This is a genomic window from Streptomyces sp. NPDC053432, assembly GCF_055585365.1.
Genome location: NZ_JBVJKF010000011.1, coordinates 147,390 through 167,087 on the forward strand (window position 1 = coordinate 147,390; position 19,698 = coordinate 167,087).

General features: G+C 73.4%; 19 protein-coding genes. 11 read left to right on the forward strand and 8 right to left on the reverse strand.

Annotated elements, in window-relative coordinates; genetic code table 11:
* The first annotated feature begins 174 nt into the window (after positions 1 to 174).
* From ACZ6Y1_RS19930 to ACZ6Y1_RS19940, 3 genes are all read left to right on the forward strand, one after another.
* Positions 175 to 1,725, forward strand: a complete 1,551-nt coding sequence (locus tag ACZ6Y1_RS19930; protein ID WP_469631089.1) for an alpha/beta hydrolase — start codon at positions 175 to 177, stop codon at positions 1,723 to 1,725.
* A gap of 145 nt (positions 1,726 to 1,870) precedes the next feature.
* Positions 1,871 to 2,932, forward strand: a complete 1,062-nt coding sequence (locus tag ACZ6Y1_RS19935; protein ID WP_469631092.1) for a serine hydrolase domain-containing protein — start codon at positions 1,871 to 1,873, stop codon at positions 2,930 to 2,932.
* Between the two features lie 216 nt (positions 2,933 to 3,148).
* Complete coding sequence (locus ACZ6Y1_RS19940; protein WP_469631095.1) at positions 3,149 to 3,598, forward strand: ATP-binding protein; 450 nt, start codon at positions 3,149 to 3,151, stop codon at positions 3,596 to 3,598.
* A gap of 95 nt (positions 3,599 to 3,693) precedes the next feature.
* Here the strand turns inward: ACZ6Y1_RS19940 and ACZ6Y1_RS19945 are convergent, their stop codons facing one another.
* The 4 genes from ACZ6Y1_RS19945 to ACZ6Y1_RS19960 all read right to left on the reverse strand — a co-directional run bounded on the left by ACZ6Y1_RS19945 (position 3,694) and on the right by ACZ6Y1_RS19960 (position 8,178).
* On the reverse strand, positions 3,694 to 4,509 hold the full coding sequence (locus ACZ6Y1_RS19945) for a phosphatase PAP2 family protein (RefSeq protein WP_469631098.1): 816 nt from the start codon (positions 4,507 to 4,509) through the stop codon (positions 3,694 to 3,696).
* 56 nt (positions 4,510 to 4,565) lie between these two features.
* A complete protein-coding gene (locus ACZ6Y1_RS19950; RefSeq protein ID WP_469631101.1) occupies positions 4,566 to 5,543 on the reverse strand; it encodes a YihY/virulence factor BrkB family protein in 978 nt (325 codons plus the stop codon).
* 5 nt (positions 5,544 to 5,548) lie between these two features.
* Positions 5,549 to 7,387: a bifunctional phosphatase PAP2/diacylglycerol kinase family protein gene (locus ACZ6Y1_RS19955; RefSeq protein WP_469631104.1), complete on the reverse strand. Its 1,839-nt coding sequence runs from the start codon at positions 7,385 to 7,387 to the stop codon at positions 5,549 to 5,551.
* A 101-nt stretch (positions 7,388 to 7,488) separates the two neighbouring features.
* Positions 7,489 to 8,178 carry a DUF4232 domain-containing protein gene (locus tag ACZ6Y1_RS19960; protein ID WP_469631107.1) on the reverse strand — a complete coding sequence of 230 codons (690 nt, stop codon included), beginning with the start codon at positions 8,176 to 8,178 and terminating at the stop codon, positions 7,489 to 7,491.
* Between the two features lie 104 nt (positions 8,179 to 8,282).
* Between ACZ6Y1_RS19960 and ACZ6Y1_RS19965 the strand changes: the two genes are divergently transcribed.
* The 5 genes from ACZ6Y1_RS19965 to ACZ6Y1_RS19985 all read left to right on the forward strand — a co-directional run bounded on the left by ACZ6Y1_RS19965 (position 8,283) and on the right by ACZ6Y1_RS19985 (position 12,471).
* Positions 8,283 to 8,810 carry a SigE family RNA polymerase sigma factor gene (locus tag ACZ6Y1_RS19965; RefSeq protein ID WP_469631110.1) on the forward strand — a complete coding sequence of 176 codons (528 nt, stop codon included), beginning with the start codon at positions 8,283 to 8,285 and terminating at the stop codon, positions 8,808 to 8,810.
* Complete coding sequence (locus ACZ6Y1_RS19970) at positions 8,800 to 9,630, forward strand: DUF4232 domain-containing protein (RefSeq protein WP_469631114.1); 831 nt, start codon at positions 8,800 to 8,802, stop codon at positions 9,628 to 9,630. Before ACZ6Y1_RS19965 ends, ACZ6Y1_RS19970 begins: the two co-directional genes overlap by 11 nt.
* 234 nt (positions 9,631 to 9,864) lie before the next feature.
* The gene (locus tag ACZ6Y1_RS19975; protein ID WP_469631117.1) at positions 9,865 to 10,809 is read left to right on the forward strand and encodes a virginiamycin B lyase family protein; all 945 of its coding nucleotides are present in this window, start codon (positions 9,865 to 9,867) and stop codon (positions 10,807 to 10,809) included.
* A gap of 150 nt (positions 10,810 to 10,959) precedes the next feature.
* Entirely contained in the window at positions 10,960 to 11,796 is an 837-nt protein-coding gene (locus ACZ6Y1_RS19980; RefSeq protein WP_469631120.1) for a class II glutamine amidotransferase, read from the forward strand.
* Positions 11,797 to 12,000: 204 nt separating this feature from the next.
* Positions 12,001 to 12,471 (forward strand): hypothetical protein, encoded by a 471-nt coding sequence (locus tag ACZ6Y1_RS19985; RefSeq protein WP_469631123.1) that lies wholly within the window; start codon positions 12,001 to 12,003, stop codon positions 12,469 to 12,471.
* 50 nt (positions 12,472 to 12,521) lie between these two features.
* Here ACZ6Y1_RS19985 and ACZ6Y1_RS19990 read toward each other — a convergent pair whose 3' ends face one another.
* Positions 12,522 to 12,929: a UBP-type zinc finger domain-containing protein gene (locus tag ACZ6Y1_RS19990; RefSeq protein WP_469631126.1), complete on the reverse strand. Its 408-nt coding sequence runs from the start codon at positions 12,927 to 12,929 to the stop codon at positions 12,522 to 12,524.
* A 77-nt stretch (positions 12,930 to 13,006) separates the two neighbouring features.
* On the reverse strand, positions 13,007 to 14,263 hold the full coding sequence (locus ACZ6Y1_RS19995; RefSeq protein WP_469631129.1) for an NAD(P)/FAD-dependent oxidoreductase: 1,257 nt from the start codon (positions 14,261 to 14,263) through the stop codon (positions 13,007 to 13,009).
* Positions 14,264 to 14,511: 248 nt separating this feature from the next.
* Between ACZ6Y1_RS19995 and ACZ6Y1_RS20000 the strand changes: the two genes are divergently transcribed.
* Complete coding sequence (locus ACZ6Y1_RS20000) at positions 14,512 to 15,246, forward strand: translation initiation factor IF-2 (RefSeq protein WP_469631132.1); 735 nt, start codon at positions 14,512 to 14,514, stop codon at positions 15,244 to 15,246.
* Between the two features lie 45 nt (positions 15,247 to 15,291).
* Here ACZ6Y1_RS20000 and ACZ6Y1_RS20005 read toward each other — a convergent pair whose 3' ends face one another.
* Positions 15,292 to 15,930, reverse strand: a complete 639-nt coding sequence (locus ACZ6Y1_RS20005; protein ID WP_469631136.1) for a TetR/AcrR family transcriptional regulator — start codon at positions 15,928 to 15,930, stop codon at positions 15,292 to 15,294.
* A 147-nt stretch (positions 15,931 to 16,077) separates the two neighbouring features.
* Here ACZ6Y1_RS20005 and ACZ6Y1_RS20010 point away from each other — a divergent pair, with 147 nt between their 5' ends.
* Positions 16,078 to 16,719, forward strand: coding sequence for a DsbA family oxidoreductase (locus tag ACZ6Y1_RS20010; RefSeq protein ID WP_469631139.1), 642 nt, complete (start codon positions 16,078 to 16,080; stop codon positions 16,717 to 16,719).
* Positions 16,720 to 16,809: 90 nt separating this feature from the next.
* Positions 16,810 to 17,745, forward strand: a complete 936-nt coding sequence (locus ACZ6Y1_RS20015; protein ID WP_469631142.1) for an NADP-dependent oxidoreductase — start codon at positions 16,810 to 16,812, stop codon at positions 17,743 to 17,745.
* 30 nt (positions 17,746 to 17,775) lie between these two features.
* Here the strand turns inward: ACZ6Y1_RS20015 and ACZ6Y1_RS20020 are convergent, their stop codons facing one another.
* Positions 17,776 to 19,692 (reverse strand): Dyp-type peroxidase, encoded by a 1,917-nt coding sequence (locus tag ACZ6Y1_RS20020; protein ID WP_469631145.1) that lies wholly within the window; start codon positions 19,690 to 19,692, stop codon positions 17,776 to 17,778.
* Positions 19,693 to 19,698 lie beyond the last annotated feature (6 nt).

A 19,698-nucleotide genomic window follows, 5' to 3' on the forward strand; every position in this document is an offset into this window, starting at 1 on the left:
CCGGGGTCTGCGTACTGACCCCGCGCGCGCACGGTGGTGAAGCTGCTGACTGGACACGGGCGGGGGTGGTGCTGGCACCACCCCGGATACGGGCATTGGGGGGATCGTCCGGTGGGCCGGGTTCTCGGAGGATCAGGGTGTACCGAATCGCTCCGACCGGGGGGAACCACCCACATGCACCTCTTCAGGAAGCCCGCGCGCTGGGCCACGGCCGCCGCGTGCGGGCTGCTCGCCCTCGCCGCCCTGCCCGCCTCGCCGGCGAGCGCCGCCGGGACGAAGGGCGGCGCGCCGGCCGTGCCCTCGCGGTACGCGCAGCAGCACCTCGACTGGCAGCCGTGCCAGTCCGGGGCGCTGGAGTGCGCCTCCATGACGGTGCCGCGCGACTGGTACCACCCGGGCAGGGGGGCCGACCTGACCGTCGCGGTGTCCCGGCACCGGGCCGCGGACCCCGCCGCGCGGCGGGGCGTGCTGATGATGGCGGCCGGCGGGCCGGGGGCCTCGGGGCGGGGCCGGCCCGCCGGACTGGCCTCGTACGCGCCGAAGCTGGCGGCCGCGTACGACATCGTCGGCTTCGACCAGCGCGGGGTCGGGGCCAGCACACAGGTGGTCTGCTCCGACCAGGACACGGTGGACGCCCTGTTCACCAGCGGCGACCTGCGCGACCGCTCCCCCCGGGCCGTGGACGCCACCGTGGACCGGGCGCGGAACTTCGTACAGGACTGCCGGCGGCGGTCGGGCGACCTGCTCCCGTACATCACCACCGACCAGGCAGTGCACGACATGGACCTGTTCCGGGCGCTGCTCGGCGAGTCGAAGGTGTCCTATTACGGCCCCTCGTACGCCACCTTCCTCGGCGCCTACTACGCGACGGAGTTCCCGCGCCGGGTCGACCGGGTGGTGCTCGACAGCAACATCGGCTTCACGGGCAGTTGGCAGGAGTTCCTGACGGGCCAGCCGCTGAGCTTCCAGCGCCGGTTCGAGGAGGACTTCCTGCCCTGGCTCGCCGCGAACGACGCGACGTACCACCGGGGCCGCACCGCCGCGGAGGCCAAGGCCTCGTACGAGCGGCTGCGGAGCGCACTGGCCGAGCACCCGCTGGACCTGGAGGGGACGACGGTCACCCCCAACCACCTCGACGCCGCCGCCACCTCCCTCATCTACAGCGGCGACCGCTTCCCCGACCTGGCGATGACGCTGGGTGTCCTGGAGCACCCGGAGGCGGCTCCGCCGGCCGCCCGCAAGGCCCTGGCCGAGAAGCTGGAGCACCCGCTGGGGGCGCAGTTCGCCGCCGACTTCTTCTCCGTCATCTGCCAGGACACTTCGTGGAACCACGACAGCGCCTACTGGGTCCGCCGGAGCGCGGCCGACAGCGCGGCGTACCCGATGGCCGGGGCCCGTGAGCTGACCTTCGCCTCGGTCTGCGCCGCCTGGCCGCGCTCCCGGGCACCCCGGGTGCAGGTCACCGGGCGGGGGCTGCCGCCGGTCCTGATGCTCAACTCGCTCCACGATCCGGCCACTCACTACGAGGGCGCGCTGCGGGCCCACCGCGGGACGGCCGGATCCCGGCTGATCACCGTCGGCGGCGGCGACCACGGCGTCTACCAGTCGCACAACCCCTGCGTGGACGCGTACGTCGAGGGCTTCCTGGTCGACGGCCGGATGCCTGCCGAGGATGCCTCGTGCGAGGGCGGGCCGCTGCCCGGCCCGACCGCCGCCGGCCGGTAGGTTCGAAGACCCTCGCACCCCCACGCGACCCCGATGACTACTCTCCTTCGTCTCGGGTTCGCTCCTTCCCAAGTCGCAGGGCGGCGGCCGGGAATCATCATGGGGGCTCTGTCGGCGGATGGCCGCCCGTCCGCATCATTCGGACATGGACAAGGCTCAGGAACTCGGCGCGCTCGCCCTGGCGACCGCTGAGCAGCTCGCCCGACGGCACGTCGGTGTCGTGGTCGCCGCCGTCACCGGCGGACACGTGGGGTTCGCGGGTGCGGGCACCAGCGGAGGGGGCGGCACCGGGACACCGAGTGCCGACACGCTGTTCGAGATCGGTTCGGTCACGAAGACCTTCACCGCGCTGGCCCTGGCACGGATGGCGGTCGCCGGCACGGTGGATCTCGACGAGCCGCTGGCCCGGCTCCTGCCCGGGGGCACGTCCGTACCGTCGCGGGCGGGGAAGGAGATCACCCTGCGGCATCTGGCCACCCACACCTCCGGTCTGCCCCGGCTGCCCAAGGGCATGATGCTGCGGGCGCTGCTGCGCCCGCGAACTCCCGATCCGTACGCCGGCTGCACCGCGGACGTGTTGCTGTCCGGGCTGGCCCGCACCCGGCTGGCCGCCGCACCGGGCGAACAGGTCCGTTACTCCAACCTCGGCGCCGGACTCCTCGGGCTGGCCCTCTCCCGTCGCGCGGGCACCAGCTACGAACAGCTGGTGACGGACCAGGTGTGCGCCCCGCTCGCCATGTCCGACACTCTGGTGTCGGCGCCTGCGGGCCGCCCCGGTCGGCTCGCCCAGGGCCACGACGGCCGGCTCCGCCCCACCCCTCCTTGGAACCTGGCCGACCTCGCCGGGGCGGGAGGCCTGTGGTCGACCGCGACCGACCTGGCGTCGTACGTACGGGCCCAACTGGACGGCGGTGGGCCCGCCGAGCTCGCGGAAGCCATCAGGCTCTCCCGGCGGGTCGAGCACCGCAGCAGCCGTTTCGCCTGGATGCACCTCGGCTGGACGGCCCACCGCCTGCACCCCCGCCAGGGCGCCCATCTGCAGATCTGGCACAACGGGGGAACCGGCGGCTTCTCCTCCTTCGTCGGCTTCGACCCCGAGACCGGCACGGCGGTCATCGTCCTGAGCAACACCCAGCGCCCTGTCGACGCCCCCGCCTTCGAGCTGCTGCGCACCCTCCAGGAGGGCGCCGCCCCTCCCAGGGTCTGAGGGGTTTCGAGCGCGGCCCTTGCGGAAACACGCGAAAAGGTCGAAGAGGTACCGATCGCGAGGGGACGAATCACCATGGGGACCATGATTCTGCTGATCGCACCGATGCTGCTGGCCCTGCTGCTGGTCACCCGCCGGGACGGCCACCGTGCCCGCCACCGGGCCGGGCGTTCCTGATGAGCGGACGCGTGGACCGAGGGTGAGGAGGTTGGGGACGTGCGGCTTCGAGCAGTGGGATGGGCGCGGTCGTTCCCCGTGCACCGGGGAGCGCGTGAGGCCCGCAGGTGGTGCCTCGCGCATCTGAACACGCTCCCGTGGACCGAGGACGCCCCTGACACCGTCCATTCCGTCCTGCTCACGGTGGCCGAACTGGTCACCAACGCACACGTGCACGCCCACAGCGCCGCGCAGCTCGTCCTGACCTGGGACGGATGCTGTCTGCACGTCAGCGTCGCGGATGGCGACCCGCGCCTCCCGGCCCCCAGGCGCGCCTCGACGGGGGCGACCTCCGGGCGGGGCCTCGCCATCGTCGACGCCCTTGCCGACCGTTGGGACGCGCACGCCTTCCACGGCGGCAAGGCGATCACGGCCTGCTTCCAGCCGCCCGGGCAGCGTTGCCCGCACGCGACAGCGGACGGGGACGCGGCGCCTCCTCCCGAGGTCTGAGCAGCGTCCGCCTTTTCCGGCCCTGTCCTCGACGGGGAACGGTCCCGGCCGGCCGGAGTCCCCGGAATTCAAGGTCCCCGTCGCCGGCATGTCCCTCACGGCTTCCGGGGACGCTCCGCGGCGCCCACCGGCGGTTCCGGGCGTGCGGAGCGGATCTCCGGTTCCAGGCCCTGCGCGGGTGTGGTGCGACGCCTCCCGACGTCCGCCCGCCAGGCTTCGAACGCCAGCGCCGTCGCCGTCACCACGGCCAGACCGAGCAGCCAGCCCCCCACCACATCACTCACCCAGTGCACGCCGAGCGCCACCCGCGTACAGCCGACGCCCACCACCGAGACCGCCGCGAGCCCCCACGGCAGCGGGCGCCATCGCCGGGGCACCAGCGGGAGCAGCGCGAGCAACAGCACCGCGCAGGACGTGGTGGCCGTCATGGCGTGCCCGGAGGGGAAGGAGAAACCGGGTGCGTGGGCGACCGGGTCCGGCAGGTGGGGCCGGGCCCGTGCGACCACGTTCTTCAGCAGCAGGCCGAGGAGGCCGCCGGCCGTCGTGGTGACGGCCGCCCACAGCGCCAGCCGTACCGCGCCGCGCACGAGGAGCCACACCACCAGCGCCGCCACCAGCAGCCTCATGGTCAGGGGATCCCACACCACGCCGGTGAGGAAGTCGAGCACCCGCACCCACGCGGGATGGTCCAGGGCTGCCGCGTGCAGCCGCTCGGCCGCCCCCTGGTCCAGTCGGCGCAGGGGCGGCCATTGCGACTCGACCAGCAGCAGGGCGAGCGTGAAGGGCACGGAAGCCAGGGTGGCCGCGGCCACCGTCGTCAGCAGCCGTGCGCCGAACCGGGCGTCCGGTCCCGAGCGGCCGGACACGAGCCGGGCGAGCAGATGCCGCGGGCGGGTGGAGGGTCGTGCCATGGTCTGCGTGCTCCTCTCTGCATGTTCCCCGGGCGGGCGTTCCGCGCGTCCCGCGCTCAGACGCCGGGATCCTCGCTGACCGGTTCCGTCACCCCGGCCCGTACCGCTTCCAGCTGGGCGGAGAAGGCCAGCCCCAGGAAGAGGGCCAGCGAGGTCAGATAGGACCACAGCAGCAGGGAAACGAACGCGCTGAGGGGCCCGTACACGGTGTCGAAGGAGCCGCCGGTTCCGACGTACAGGCTCAGCCCCCACGTCGCCAGGAGCCACAACCCCAGGTACACCAGCGCCCCGAAGGCCAGCCAGGTGTAACCGGGCTGGGCGCGCCGGGGTGAGAGCTTGAAGATGGCGCTGGTGGCGAGGACGGCCAGCACCACCCCCACGGGCCAGCGCACGACGTCCCACGCGCGGAGGGCCCCCGGGCCGAGGTGGTACACCTCGGCCACGGCGCGGCTCAGGTGGGCGCCGAGGACGGTGACGGCGAAGCTGAGCCCGAGGGGCAGACCCGCCAGCACGGACATGACCAGACCCCGCGTGTACTTGCGGAGGAACGGCCGGTCCCGTTCTGTTCCGTAGATGCGGTTGGCGCCGCGCTCCACCTGGCACAGGGCGGTGGTCACGTTCATGACGGAGAACAGCAGGCCGAGCCAGAGGGCGACCTCGCTGCCGTCCCCGCTCCGGTGCCGGCTCTGCGCGAGCGCGTCGTCCACCACCTGCTGGCTGGGGCCGCTCGCCAGTCGGCGGAGCGTCAGTTCCGCGACCCGGCCGATGTCCTCGGTGTGCAGCGCGCCGGACAGTCCGATGACGGCGATGGCCAGCGGCACGATCGACAGCACCGTCTGCAGGGCGAGCGCCCGGGAGTGGCTGAAGCCGTCGGCGTAACGGAACCGGATGAAGGAGTCCCGTACGAGGCTCCAGCCGCCGTGGCGCGACAGCGCGGCCACGGCCTCCTCCGCCGACAACTCCTCGCCCTCCACCTCCGGTGCGGCTGCCGCCGCCACGTCTTGGCGCTGCGGTACCCGGGTCGCGGTTCCCATGGCCGTCATCCCCCGTCCACGTCGTGTGCGCGGCCGGCCGGTTCGGTCACCGAGGCGGTACGCGGCTCCTGGTCGCACCCTGCTTCCCCGGCCGCCTCCGTCGTCCGGACCGTGGGCGTGGGCTCGTGCTCCCCCGGCGCGCTTGGCGGCAGCCAGATGCGCAGCGCGCCGGGCTCCACCTGCGCGCTCAGGCGGGTGCCGGTGCTGATGACGTCACCGTCGAGTTCGCGCGGCTGGGGCCGCGCGAAGCGGATGTCGACGCGCGCGGCGCTGAAGTACTCCAGCGCTCCGCCGGCCACCTTGCCGTGCCCGCTTCCGGGCCCGGCGGCCGCCCGGCCGGGCAGCATGCGCGCCACGAGGTGGCCTGCGGCCGCGAGCCAGCCGCGGGCGCCCCGCGGGTCGAGCAGCACGACCTCCAGCCGGCCGCTGTCGGGCCGGGCGTGGGGCAGCAGCGGCACGCCTCCCTGCAGGGTGCCGACGTTGCCGATGACGACCATGCGGGCGCGCCGCTGCCGTACGGGTCCCCCGTCGAGCCGGATCGACAGACGCATCCGGGGGTCCCCGAGGTGACGGACGGCCGACAGGACGTACGCGGCCCAGCCGGCGCGCTCCTTCACCCGCTCCGAGGCGTCGCCGACCACCGAGGCGTCGAAACCGGCTCCCGCCATGACGGTGAACCGGGCGCTCCCCAGCCCGTCGCCGCCCACCCTGCCCATGTCGATCCGCGCCGCGGTCCCGGACAAGGCCGACTCCAGGGCCGCGGCCGGGTCGGCGGGCAGGCGCAGGTTGCGGGCCAGCAGGTTGCCGGTGCCGCAGGGGACCACCGCGAGCGGGGTCCCGGTGCCGGCCAGCAGCTCGGCGCAGGCGCGCACGGTACCGTCCCCGCCGCAGACCACGACGAGCGCGGCGCCACCGTCCGCCATCAGCTCGGCGAGACCGCCGGAGGCGTCCTCGGCGGAGGTGTCCGTCCACGCCTGATCGGTGTACCCGTGGCGACGCAGGACACCCCTCACGCGCCCGGCCAGTTCCCCACCGCAGCCGTGCGGGTGACGCACCACCACGGCCCGCCGGGCAGCCGGGCCTTCGCCCCGGGTGGTGCGGGCGACGGTACGGGCGGCCGGGAGCCGGTCCCCGGCGACCGCGCCGAGGGCCCGGTCCACGGACGGCCAGGGGCGCGACAGCAGGAACACGTGGGCGACGACCAGCAGGGTGCAGGCTCCGTTGAGCAGGCCGCCCATCACATCGGACGGGTGGTGCATGCCCCGGTAGAGCCGGGAGAACGCCACGGCCACGGGGACGAGGACGAGCGGGACGATCACGAGGCACCGCACCAGGCGGCGGGCGCAGCGCAGGCGGATCGCCGCGATGACGGCGAGGCCGCCGAACAGGGCCACCGACGCCCCGACGTGCCCGGAGGGGAAGCTGGAGGTCGGCGGCGCGGCGTCCAGTTGGGGAACGTCCGGCCGCGGCCGCTCGACGACGAGGGTGACCAGGAGGAAGACGGCCGACTGCGCGGCCACTGACACGGCCAGGAACAGCGCCTCCGGCAGCCAACGCCCCCGGGAGAACACCAGCATCGCGGCGACGGCGAGGACGGTGAGGCCGATGATGCTCTGGGTGCCGGCCAGCAGGGACAGCCAGTCCGAGGACGAGAGGGCGGGTTCGCCGCGGTGCGCGGCCAGCCCTCGGTTGACGGCGTCCTCCGCCGCCACCGGCCAGTGGTCCGCGAGCGGGCCGGTGACCATCAGCCCCACACCGACCATCAGGGCCGCCTGTACCGGCAGGAACAACAGGACGGACAACGTGCCGGGTCGCCGCCCGGCTGCGCCGCTTTCAGGTCTCATTTCGCCCGTGTATCCCGATCACGGCCCACTCATGCGCGTCCGCCCCGACCGGTGCCGCGGCGGTGCCGGCAGCCGCCGAGGACACCGGTCGGGGTGGGTGGTCAGGACGACATGATGAAACGCAGGGCGAGGCCGGAAGCGGTCAGCCAGTAGGTGACGCGGGCACCGTCGTCGAAGGAAACCCGGCCGGGCAGACGGACGTTGACCGGATCACCCGGCTTGCCGCCGGGACCCGGCCCCTGGAGGCCGAGGGGAAGGGTGCTCGTGTCGTACGTGTCCATACGGCCGCCGCCGGCCAAGAGAGCCGCGTACGCCTTCTCACCCGGCGCGAGGACGGTGACGGGCGCGTCCTTGCTGTCCTCGATCACCGCGATCGGGGCCCTGGCGTAGGGGAACTTCAGGTACGGGTACCCGTAGAGACCGCACTTCCTGCTCCCGGTGTTGGTGACCGTGACGAGCAAGTGCCTGACCGGCTCGCCCTGCTCGTCCTCACCCGTCGCGGAGAACGCCACGTCGGACACCGCACACGCGGCAACCGCCGCGCCCGCGTCGCCCGAACTCCCGCTGGGCTTCGCCGCACCACTGGTGGGCTTCGCCGAAGCCTTCCCGCCCGGCTTCGCCGAAGCCGTCTCCCCCGTCGTCGGCGCGTTCGTCGCGCTCGGCTGCTCCGAGGTCCTGGAGTCACCCGGTCCGGCCGCCCCGCCCGGCCGGCATGCCGTGGACGCGAGCAGCAGCGCACCGAGGACGGCCGCGGCAGCCGCCTTCCTGATTGCCTTGTTTCCCCTGGTCAACAGAGCCCCCTGTGTGGTGTTCTTCGCTGTACACGACCTGTACGCACGCCAGGAGTCGGCGGGTTGCACGCGGATCGGAAAAGTTCTGGGACCGAGGGGGCGGTATGACGGAGGACGAGTTCGACGCGTTCTACGCGTCGGCGTTCCCCCGGATCGTCGGCCAGGTGTACTCCTTCACCGGTGACCACGGCCAGGCCCAGGACGTCGTTCAGGAAGCCTTCGTACGGGCCTGGGACCGGCGGCGTGACTTCCTCGCCACCGAGGCCCCCGAAGCCTGGATCCGCACCGTCGCGATGCGTCTCGCGGTCAGCCACTGGCGGCGGGCGCGGCGGTGGCTGGAGCTGGTGCGCCGCACCCCGCCACCCGATCACACCCCCGGACCCGGTCCCGAGCACGTCGCCCTCGTCGCGGCGCTGCGACAACTCCCGGAGCCCCAGCGCCTGGCGATAGTGCTGCACCACCTGTGTGACCTCAGCGTGGAGCAGGTAGCCTCCGAGACCGGCGCACCGACCGGTACGGTCAAGGCCCGCCTGTCACGCGGCCGGGCAACCCTCGCCAGGCTGCTGCCGGCGAGTGAGGTCGGCGCAGGGGGCGCGAGCGGCGAGGAGAAGGAGGAAGACCGTGGCCGATGACCTGTCCTCCGCCCTGCGCGAGTTGGCCGGCAGTGCCGCCGGACCCGCGCCCACGACGGGCGCGGAAGTCCGACGCCAGGCCGATTCCCGGCGCCGTCGCCGGCACTCCGCCCTCGCCGGAGGCACCGTCGCGGTGGTCGCAGCCCTCGCGTTCGCCCTGACCACGGTCCTCGGCGGCCCGGAGTCCCACCGGCACCCCGCACCACCGCCCGCCGCCTCCCTCACTCCCACCGCGCCCACGGCCGATACGGCCTCCCCCGCTGCGCCCACCGGTGTGCCCTCGTCCACCGAGCCCTCCCCCACCGCGCCGACCCCCGTCGGGCCGACCCCGACGGCTCCCGCCGCGCCCGCCCCCGGGGCGGCATCCTCCACCGCTCCTGCCGCGGTTGCCGCGTGTGCGGTGTCCGACGTGGCGTTCTCCGCGACGGGTGAGGACGAGCAGGGCGAGCCGGTCAGGCACTTGCTCGTCACGGTCACCAACACCGGGAGCAGGAAGTGCGGTCTCTACGGGTACCCGTACCTGAAGTTCCCCTACGCCAGGGCCCCGATCGCGGTGATCGAGGACAGCAAGGACGCGCCCGTCACCGTCCTCGCGCCGGGTGAGAAGGCGTACGCGGCTCTCTTGGCCGGCGGCGGCCGCATGGACACGTACGACACGAGCACCCTTCCCCTCGGCCTCCAGGGGCCGGGTCCCGGCGGCAAGCCGGGTGATCCGGTCAACGTCGGTCTGCCCGGCCGGGTTTCCTTCGACGACGGTGCCCGCGTCACCTACTGGCTGACCGCTTCCGGCCCCGCCCTGCGTTTCATCATGTCGTCCTGACCCACCCTGCCTGGTTGAACGGCGTGCTGTGGGGCTGCGGCACCACCGACATGTCGCGCTCCCGCCCCGCGCCCGGCGCGCGTACCGACATGATCGGAAACCGTGCATCGGAGTGGCTCGCGGCGCCGTTGATGGCGTGGCTCTCTTGACGCCCCCAGCCGCTGCCTAGGGTCGGCGTGAGCAGGCCGGCACGACGGAGGGCTGCCGGCCGGTCACGGAACAGGTGGGTGAATCGTGGAACGCATCACGGTCAGGCCGTACGAAGACGAACCCCCGGTCCCCTCGAGCCAGACCCGGCGGCGGCTGATCAGGCGGCGCGCCGCCCTCGCCGGACTGCTGCTCCTGTGCGTGTTGCCCGCGCAGGCCGTGGACGCCGCCGAGCCGCACGACGTACACCACCCGCACTCCGGCCAGCGGCTGTACGTGTCCGACTACGGCAACAACCGCGTGGTCACCCTGCCCACCCGGGGCGGGGGCGAGAGCGTACTCGTCCTGGACGGCCTGGTACGCCCGACGGGCCTCGCCTGGGACCGGGCGGGCAGTCTCTACGTCGCCGACACCGGCAACAACCGTGTCCTGCGGCTGCTGCCGGACGGGGGCGGGCAGGCCACCGTTCCCACCGACGGGCTCTCGCGCCCGCTCGGCCTCGCCGTCGACGCCACCGGCAGTGTCTACATCGCCGACAGCTTCAACGACCGCGTCGTGAAGGTGCCGGCCGACGGCAGCGGCCAGACCACGGTCCCGACCACCGGGCTGCTGCACCCCTGGGGACTGGCCCTGGCGCCCGGCGGGGACCTCTACATCTCCGACTTCGTGAACGACCGCGTCGTCAGGGTGTCCGCCGCCGGCAGCCAGACCACCGTCCCCACCGCCGGACTCTCCCAGCCCACCGGGCTCGCCCTGAGCGCCAACGGAGACCTGTACGTCTCCGACAGCGGCAACAACCGCGTGGTGAAGATCGCAGCCGCTACCGGCGCGCAGACCACCGTGCCCTTCACCGGTCTGAGCAGCCCGCTCGGCCTGGCCCTCGACCACCGCGGCACCCTCTATGTGGCCGACGCCTTCAACAACCGCGTGCTCCGCCTCCGCCCGAACGGCACCCAGACCGTGCTGAACCCCGCCGGCCTCAACACCCCCACCGGCCTCGCCTTCCCGCCGCGCACCGGCGCAGACGGGTAGCTCCGGGTCGCACGCCAGGACGCCGTTCCTCCTGTGGCGGTACGTCCTGACGGAGACGAGAATGAGAGGGGCCGGACGCTCGCCGCCGCGCCCGGCACCGGGGGTGCGTGGCTCCTCCGTACGTGCACCAGGAACGACAGGTGATCGCTCATGTGCCGATGGCTCGCGTACTCGGGGACGCCTCTGCTGCTCGACACCATCCTCTACAAGCCGGCCCACTCCCTGATCGATCAGAGCCTGCACTCGAAGCTGGGCGTGGAGACGACCAACGGCGACGGCTTCGGTGTCGGCTGGTACACCGAGGAGGACACGGGCGGTCCAGCGATCCTCAGGGAGATCGGCCCCGCTTGGAGCAACCGCAACCTGCGGGAGATCGCGGACCACGTCCGCTCGCCCCTGTTCTTCGCGCACATCCGGGCGACGACCGGAACGGCGGTGCAGCAGACGAACTGTCATCCCTTCCGGTACGGGCGGTGGATGTTCATGCACAACGGCGCCATCGCCGACTTCCACCTCGTACGCCGCGACCTCGTCCTCCTCATCGACCCCGCGCTGTTCCCGCACATCGAGGGGACGACGGACTCCGAGGTGATGTTCTACCTGGCACTCACCTTCGGCCTCGAAGAGGACCCGCCGGGCGCGGTGGCGCGCATGGCTGGCGCGGTGGAGACTGCCGGACACCGGCACGGAGTGGAGTTCCCCCTCCAGATGACCCTGGCCGTCAGCGACGGCGAACGCCTCTGGGCCTTCCGCTACTCCAGCCAAGGCACCTCGAGGTCGCTGTTCTACAGCACCCGGGTGGACACGCTGCGCAGACTGCACCCCGACATGAGCTTCCTCCAGGAAGTGTCGGACGAGACCCGTCTGATCGTGTCCGAACCGCTCGGTGATCTGCCCGGCGCCTGGAACGCCGTACCGGAGAGCACCTATGGCGTCGTGCACGCCGGGGCCGACGAGTTGCATACCTTCGCTCCCCAGGCGGCGTAGCTCGTCGGCCGGCCGACAGGCCGCTCGCTGCGGCCGCCTTCGCGGTGCCGCCGGGCTCCCCGCACTGCTGCAATCGGCTGGGCGACCGGGGTGGCGGCCGGCGGCGCGGCCGGGGCAGACGGCATCATGGGGCTGGTGACGGTCCGTCGGCACATCCGCAGACGGCTTTGCGACGGCGTGCCGAGTACGCCCATGGAGGCCCGCATGAACTCCGCGTGGACGCGCACGCTGCCCGTGGTCGCCGTTCTGGCGGCTCTCGCCGCCGGCACCGCGGGATGCTCGAACGACGGCACACCGTCCGGGGTCGCGTCGAAGGCGGCCTCCGCCGTGCAGTCGGCCGGGGCGCAGCTGGAGACCGCGGCGGCCGAGGCCAAGAAGAAGCTCGACAGCGTGAAGGACGGGGCGGACGCGAAGTCCGATGTGCGCCTCGGAACACCGTCCAAGGACTCCGACGGGCACAGCACCGTACCCGTAACGGTGTCCAACACCGCCAAGGACCAGAAGTCGTTCGCGGTCCAGGTCAACTTCCGCGACACCGGCGGCAACCTCCTCGACACGGTCGTCGTGACCGTCTCCGACGTCCCGGGCGGGGCCACGGGACAGGGCACCGCCCGCAGCACCCGCAGCCTCTCCGGTGACGTGCAGGCGAACGTCGGAACGGCCCTGCGTTACTGAGCGGACGCCCCCGGCCCCGCCGGGGCTGGGCGGGGCGAGGTGCACGCCGGTCAGGTGCGGTGGAAATCGATGGGGGCTTCCGGTCCCGCGCTGTCGGGAACGAGGAAGACCTCGTCGGCGTAGCACCACGCCCAGGGCTGTTCGACCGCCACCGCGATCGGGTGGCCCGTGGTGGCGGCGTGCTTCCAGGCATGGGCCGCGGCGGAGCTGTCGCAGCAGCCGTTGTGGCCACAGTCCAGACAGATCCGCAGGTGGACCCAGTCCTGCCGGCCCGCGGCCGTGCACTCGGCGCAGCCTGTCACCGGCAGCCGGGACGGGGCGGGCCGTTCCTCGTCGAGGTGCCGGCAGACGCGTGGCCGTGGCCGTCCTCCGTCCGGGGCGGTCCGCCAGCCCGCCGGGGGCAGGCGCACCGAGCCCTGCTCCCGGCCCGGTGTCCTGTCACCTGTGTGGTGTGTCATGGCCGGCCTCGCATGTGGTCTCCGCTCTCCCTTCTCGTCTTCCGCCGCCGGGCGGGCCGCGGATGCACGCGAAGCGGTCAGCGTCCGGCGCGCCGGAGGTCCGCACGGACCTCGCGGGCGGCTCTCGTCCCCGAGGCGAGTGCGCCCTGGAGCGATCCGGTGGCCCGGTGGTCCCCGCAGACGTACCGGCCGGGGCCCAGTCGCGTCGTCCTGATCAGCGGCAACGGCGGGGGCATGGCGGGGAGGGCGTCCCGTACCGTGCACCGGTGCACCAGCTCCCAGGAGTCGGTGTCGGCGCCGTAGGCCTCGGCCAGGGCAACCCGGATCACCGCTTCCCGCGTCGGGTCGGGTGCGCCGAGGACGGAGGTGGAGATCAGCGCCCGGCCGTCGGGGGCGTAGCCGGGGTGGACCTCGCTCATCACGCAGGTGTTGAGGAACCGGCGTCGCGTGTCGACGAGGAGCGTGGGCTCGCGCAGGGGGGAACGGGCTGCGGCGTGGTAGAGGGTCGTGACGGTGCGTCCGGCCGGGACGCCGAGCCCGGGCACGAGCCGGGCCGCCGCGGTCTGGCCCGTGGCGACGACCACCGCGCGTGCCCGCAGCGGGGTGCCGTCCGCCAGGACCACACCGTCCTCGGTCAGTCGGGCGACCGGCGTCTCCAGCCTCAGGACACCGGCCGGGAGGCGCCCGGCGAGCTGGGCGGGTACCGCCGCGATGCCGTCGGCGGGCAGGCACAGGGTGCCTCGCAGCATGCTGCGCCACACGAAGTCGAAGAACCGTGAGGAGGTTTCCAGCTGGTCCTCCAGGAAGACCCCGGACAGGAACGGCCGGAAGAAGCTCTCGACCAGTTGCTCCGACAGGCCCGCTTCCGCCAGTGCGGTGCGGGTGGTCCGTTCGGGGCGTGCGCGCAGCCGCCGGGGTGGCAGGAGGACGTCCCGTGCGGTCAGGACCCCCAGGGCGGCCAGGTCACGGGCCGAGGCGAGCCTGCCGGGAAGTAGGTCGCCGCTTTCGCGCGGGCGCCGGGTGGGGTCGACGAATCGGCGCAGCCGTCCCTCGCCGGTGTGCACGAGCACTCCGGGGGTGAAGGGTCGCAAGCGGAGCGAACGGAGTGCGAGACGTCGCTTCACCTGCGGGTACGAGGTGTTGAGGACCTGGAACCCGCGGTCGGTCACGAAGCCGGAGACGCGGTCGGTGCGCATGCGCCCGCCGACCGCGTCCGCCGCTTCCAGCAGGCCGACCTTGACACCTCCGGCGAGCAGGTCGGCCGCGCAGGCGAGTCCGGCGGCGCCCGCCCCGATCACGATCACCGCATCCTCGGCGCCACGTTCCCGCCGCATGGACGACCACCTGCCCCTCAGCCTCGGTCAGCCAGCACCGACCACACGCTACGCGGCACCGGGGCGGGTACCGGTGGGGCGCACCGTCGGGGGGCCGGTCTGCCGTACCGGCGGGCTCTGCGCGCCGACCCACCCCCTTCCCGCTCCTGTCCCCGGGAGCGGTGGTCCGCGCCCTGCCCCGCGGCCCGCGTTGTCACCGCCGGCCCATACCCTCGGTCCACGTGCCGGATCGACACCGAGGTGGACGTATGCGCCGACTGCTGTTGTTCGTCCCGCTGTTGCTGTGCACCGTCGGCTGCGGTGTGCTGCAGTCCTCCGAGGACGAGGCGACGGACGCCGCACGCGAGGTGGCCCGGAAGGCGGGCGAACGGCTCTACGGCCAGCGCCCGCGCACGGCGGAGGAGGTCGGACGCTCCGCTTCGGGCATCGCCGGGGTGGAGGTGCTGCGGGTGACCGGGACCTCGACGCACGACGGGGACGGTGTGCGCGTGGTCGTGCGCACGTCGGGATCGGCGTACCGCGGATGGATCAATGCCGAGGAGACCGCCGTGCGGCGCTGTTTCCGCATACGGGTGTCTCCGAAGTCGCAGTGGCGCGAGGAGCCCGATGACGTGGACTGTCCGGACGGTCCCGTGCTGACCTTCGCCCCGCCGCCCGCACCGCCCGGGCTCCCCTACGAGGAGCTCCGCTCGAAACTCCCCCGGGTGCCGGAGGGCGGCCGGGTGGACGAGGCCGAGGTGCGCCGCACGCTCGCCGCCCTGGATCTGGATCCGGCGATCCGTACCGAGGTGAAGGCGGACGGCGGCCGGGTCGGCGTTCTCCTGGCGGTGAAGGGCGACAACTTCGACGCCCAGGACTGCCTGCTGGCCCGCGTCGCCCCGGGGGCCACCGACGTCTGGTCGCCGCCCCGCGTCCAGCGGATGCCCGGCGAAGGCGGCTGCACCGTCACCAACGCCCTGAGCCCACTGCCGCCGCCGCACTGAGGCCGGGCCGCCCACGCCCATGGCCGCGCCGGAAGGGCGCGGCCGCTACGGCGCCGCCGAGGCCATGGCCGGGCCGTCGCCGGGCGCTTCGGCGGTGGCCGGCGGGCGGCCCAGGAGGGCGAAGACGGAGTCCAGGCAAGCCGCCGCGCTCGCCGGGTCGGGGTCGACCTTGCGCATGATCTGCAGGCCCTGCACCAGGTTGAGCAGGAGCAGCGCGCCCTGCCGCGGGGTGACGGCCGGTGCGAGTTCCCCGTCCCGTGCGGCCCGCTCCAGCTGCGCCGTGAAGGCCTTCTCGGCGTACTGGAGGTTGCCACGGGCCAGTTTCGCGACCTCCTCGTCGTGCGGCAGCAGCTCGGCCATGCTGTTGACGCTGAAGCACCCGGCGCTGCCGGGGGCCGCGTCGGCCGCCAGGAGCCGGCCCAGGACGTCCCTCAGCCCGGCGAGCGCCGGGCCCTGCCCGTCGAGCGCGGTGCCGAGCAGCCGCGTCTGGTGGTCCAGGTAGCGGCCGAGGGCCCGGATGAAGAGCTGGTGTTTGTCCCCGAACGCCGCGTAGATCGATCCGCGGCCCAGTCCCAGCTCCTCCACGAGGTCGCTCATCGCGGTCGCCTCGTAGCCCTTGCGCCAGAAAAGGATCATCGCCCGGTCCAGGACCGCTTCTTCGTCGAACGTGCGTGGTCTCGCCATGCACCCCACGGTAGCGAAGGTCAGCGACCCCGCAGCACGTATTTGACCGCTCGTTCCAGAACCGGGTACGTTATGGAACGAGCGGTCCGGAATTCGAGCAACAAACTCCGGCCCATCCGTGAGACAGACCCGTCAGGAGCGAGCGTCGTGAAGGTCGAGATCTATTCGGACCTGGTGTGTCCGTGGTGCTACATCGGCAAGCGCCGCTTCGAGAAGGCCCTGGCCGCCTTCCCGGCGGCTGCGAGCGTCGACGTCGTCTACCGGCCGTTCCAGCTCAATCCCGCGGCCCCCGGGACGCCGGAGCCCTCCGCGCAGGTCTACGAGCGCAAGTTCGGCCGCCCCGCCGCGGCCGTCTTCGGGCCGCTGACCCGGGCCGCGGCCGCCGAGGGCATCACCTTCCGGATGGACGAGGCCCTGGCCGCCAACACCTTCCAGGCGCACCGGCTGCTCTGGTTCGCCCGGCGGCACGGACGCCAGGCCGAGGTGAAGGAGCGACTGCTGGCGCACTACTTCACCGACGGCGGGGACCTCGGCGACCGCGAGGCGCTCGCGGGGCTGGCCGGGGCGGCCGGTCTCGACCGCGCGGCGGCGCTGGCCTTCCTCACCTCCTCCGAGGGGGCCGACGAAGTCCGCACCGAACTGTCCGAGGCCACCGCCCTCGGCGTCACGGCGGTTCCCACCTTCGTCATCGACGGCACCTTGGTGCTCCAGGGCGCCCAGAGCCCCGAGGTACTCCTCGGCGCCCTGGAGCGGGCCGCGGCCGGCCGCGGCCCCGCCTCCACCTCCTGACCCCCGGTCCCACCCCCGCCTCACCCACTCCCCTCTCGCAACCGGCCCGGCCGCTCCGCGGCCGGCACAGACTCGATCAAGGAACTTCCCATGAAGGCAGCAGTCATCAACCAGTACGGCCAGGTCCGCGACGTCGTCCGCGTCACCGACGCACCCGTCCCCGCCATCGGCCCCCGCGACGTCCTCATCGAGGTCCGTGCGGCCGGGGTCAACCCGGTGGACCACCTGATCGTCAAGGGCTTCATGAGCGCGGGTGCTCCGGACCGGCCGCTGGTCATCGGCAACGAGCTCGCCGGTGTGGTGACCGGGGTCGGCGCCGAGGTCACGCGCTTCGCGGTGGGCGACGAGGTCTTCTCCCGCGTCGATCCCCGCGTGGGCGGCGCCTTCGCCGAGTACGCGGCCGTGGACCAGTCGCTGGTCGCCGCCAAGCCGTCCGGCCTGACGTTCGAGGAGGCCGCCTCACTGCCCCTGGCCGCGCTGACCGCCCTGCAGGCGCTGACCGAGCAGGCCGACGTACGGGCCGGCACCCGCCTGCTCGTGCACGGCGCCGCCGGCGGCGTGGGCTCCGCCGCCGTGCAGATCGCCAAGCAGCTGGGCGCCGAGGTCGTGGCGACCGCCGGCGCCGGCAGCGTGGAGCTGGTCCGCGAGCTCGGTGCCGACCGGGTGATCGACTACCGGGCGGAGAGGTTCGAAGAGGTCGTCTCCGACGTCGACGTGGTCCTGGACACGATCGGCGGCGACACGCAGGAGCGGTCGTTCGGTGTACTCCGGACCGGCGGCACCCTGGTCTCGATCGTTCCCATCGCGAACGCCGACGCCCAGAAGGCCCGGTGGAACGTCGAGGCCCGCAGCTTCTTCATGCGCCCGCACGGCGAGCAGCTCGCCCACCTGGCGGGCCTGGTGGAGGCCGGGCAGCTCCGGCCGATCGTCGAGACGGTCTTCCCGCTCGACGAGGCCTCGGAGGCCCTGCAGAAGGTGGAGCGGGGCGGCGCCCGCGGCAAGACCGTCATCGGAGTCCGCGCCTGACCGGCCACGGCCCGGCGAGCCGGGCACCGGTCAGGACGACGGCCCGGCCGCCCGCCACACGGGACGGCCGTTCCTGAGGATGACGGCGTCCCCCGACGGACGGACCAGGAGGCGGGCGCCCGGCGCACCGCCGGTAGGGGAGGACCAGAGCGGCTTGCCGGCGGCGTCGCGCACGCTGAGCTCGCCGTTCGGGGCGAACAGGGCGTCGGCTCCGGACCCGGCCGTCGTCGCGCTCCACAGCGTCTGCCCGTCCTCCGCCTGGAGCGTCAGTCCACCGGCGGCATCGAAGCGCAGGCGTACGGAACCCGCGTCCAGGCTGTCGCCGGGGCGCAGGACCGTACCCGGATGCACCTCGATGGCGTTGTCGAGGGAGCCCTCGGCGAGGGCCCGGAGCGTGGGGATCGAGGGCGTGAAGGCGTACAGGGCTCCCTGCGTGCGCACGAAGTTCTGGAAGTCCAGGGTCGTGGCGCGGCTGCCGCTGGGGGCGGGGGACTCGAAGCAGACGGGGGAGGCGGGTCCGATGACCGTGTCGGAGCCCGGCTGCGGGTGCCGTGCGGGCGGAAAGTCCGTGCTGTTGCACCACTGCCGCGCGACGAACTCGAACTGCTCGACGAGGTCGGCCTGGTAGCTCACGAAGACCAGCCCGCGGTCGGCCGGCCCGGAGTCCTCGCGGTGTGCCGGGCCGTAGGGGATGCCGCGCCGGATGATGCGGCGGTTGTCGAGCGCCGAGGCGGGCAGGGGCGGTCGTCCGGGAGCGGTGACCAGCCCGCCGCGCGGACTGGCTTTGCGGATGTGCGCGAAGAGGGGTGTGGTCCACCCCTGGGGGTCGTCGTGAAAATCGAAGTCGTTCCCCGCGTCCGCCCCGGGCGGTACGGCCTTCTCCGTCATCGGGCAGGTGGCGACGGGGGCTCCACCCGGCCAGCGGCCGACGAAGCGGGCGGCGAGCCACTGGGGGGTCGCGTCGGCCGGGGCGGCACCTGACTTCTGCAGCTCCTTCAGCAGGACACGGGCCTGCTCCCACCACCCCGGTACGTCCTGGGCGAGACGCCGGACCACCTGGAACGAGCCGCCTGTGGCCCAGACGGGCAGCCCGGCGGGACGCTGTCCCACCCGTTCCTGCCCGACGATGAACTCACCGGCGGGGATCAGACGGGTGCCGGGTCTGCCCTGCACGCCCGTGCCGGTCGGGTCCGCGCTGTGGAACCCTCGTACGCCGGGCTGACTGATGGCATCCAAGAACCCGAAGTGCTCGTGGCCGTGCAGGGCCCCCGGCAGCGTGGCCGCGTCCTGCTGGAAGACGACGTCGGCACCGGCGCGCAGCAGCGAGACGCGGTGCCGGCCGATGGCCTCCTGCAGTTGACCGGGCTTGTCGGAGGCGAGGGTGAGCACGGCGTGCACGCTGTCCGCCGCCGCCCCGAACAGCCAGGTCTCGGGGGCGCTGGGGCCGGTGTCGCCGAGCTCCCGGGCGCGTGCTGCCGGGCCGTCGCAGAAGGCTTCGGCGGTGCCCCCGGGCGGGACGGCCGGGAAGGGGTCCTGCTGGGCGAGGTGCCCCAGCCCGGCGTGGGTGAGGCTGATGCCCGTCCAGAGCGCGGCCATGGTGGTGGGATCGACGCCGTTCCGGAGCTGACGGGCTCGACGGAACCGCTCGTTGAACCGGGCGACCTGCTCGGTGGTGGAGAGCTCGGGCAGCAGATCGCCCAGCCAGCGGCGCGCCTGGGCGAAATGCCCGAAGCGGATGAAGAACAGGCACACGTGGTCCTTGCGGAATCCGGCGAGGACGTCGCCCTGCGTGGTGGTGTCCGACCGCAGGGGCAGCGCCTCGCCGGTGGCCCCGGGGCGGGGAGCGGCGGTGGCTCCCGCGGCAGGGATCACGGAGCCGTTGCCGACCGCCAGCGCGGCCGCGGCGCAGCCTCCGGCTTGGACGACGGTCCGGCGGGTGAACGGCATCGATCC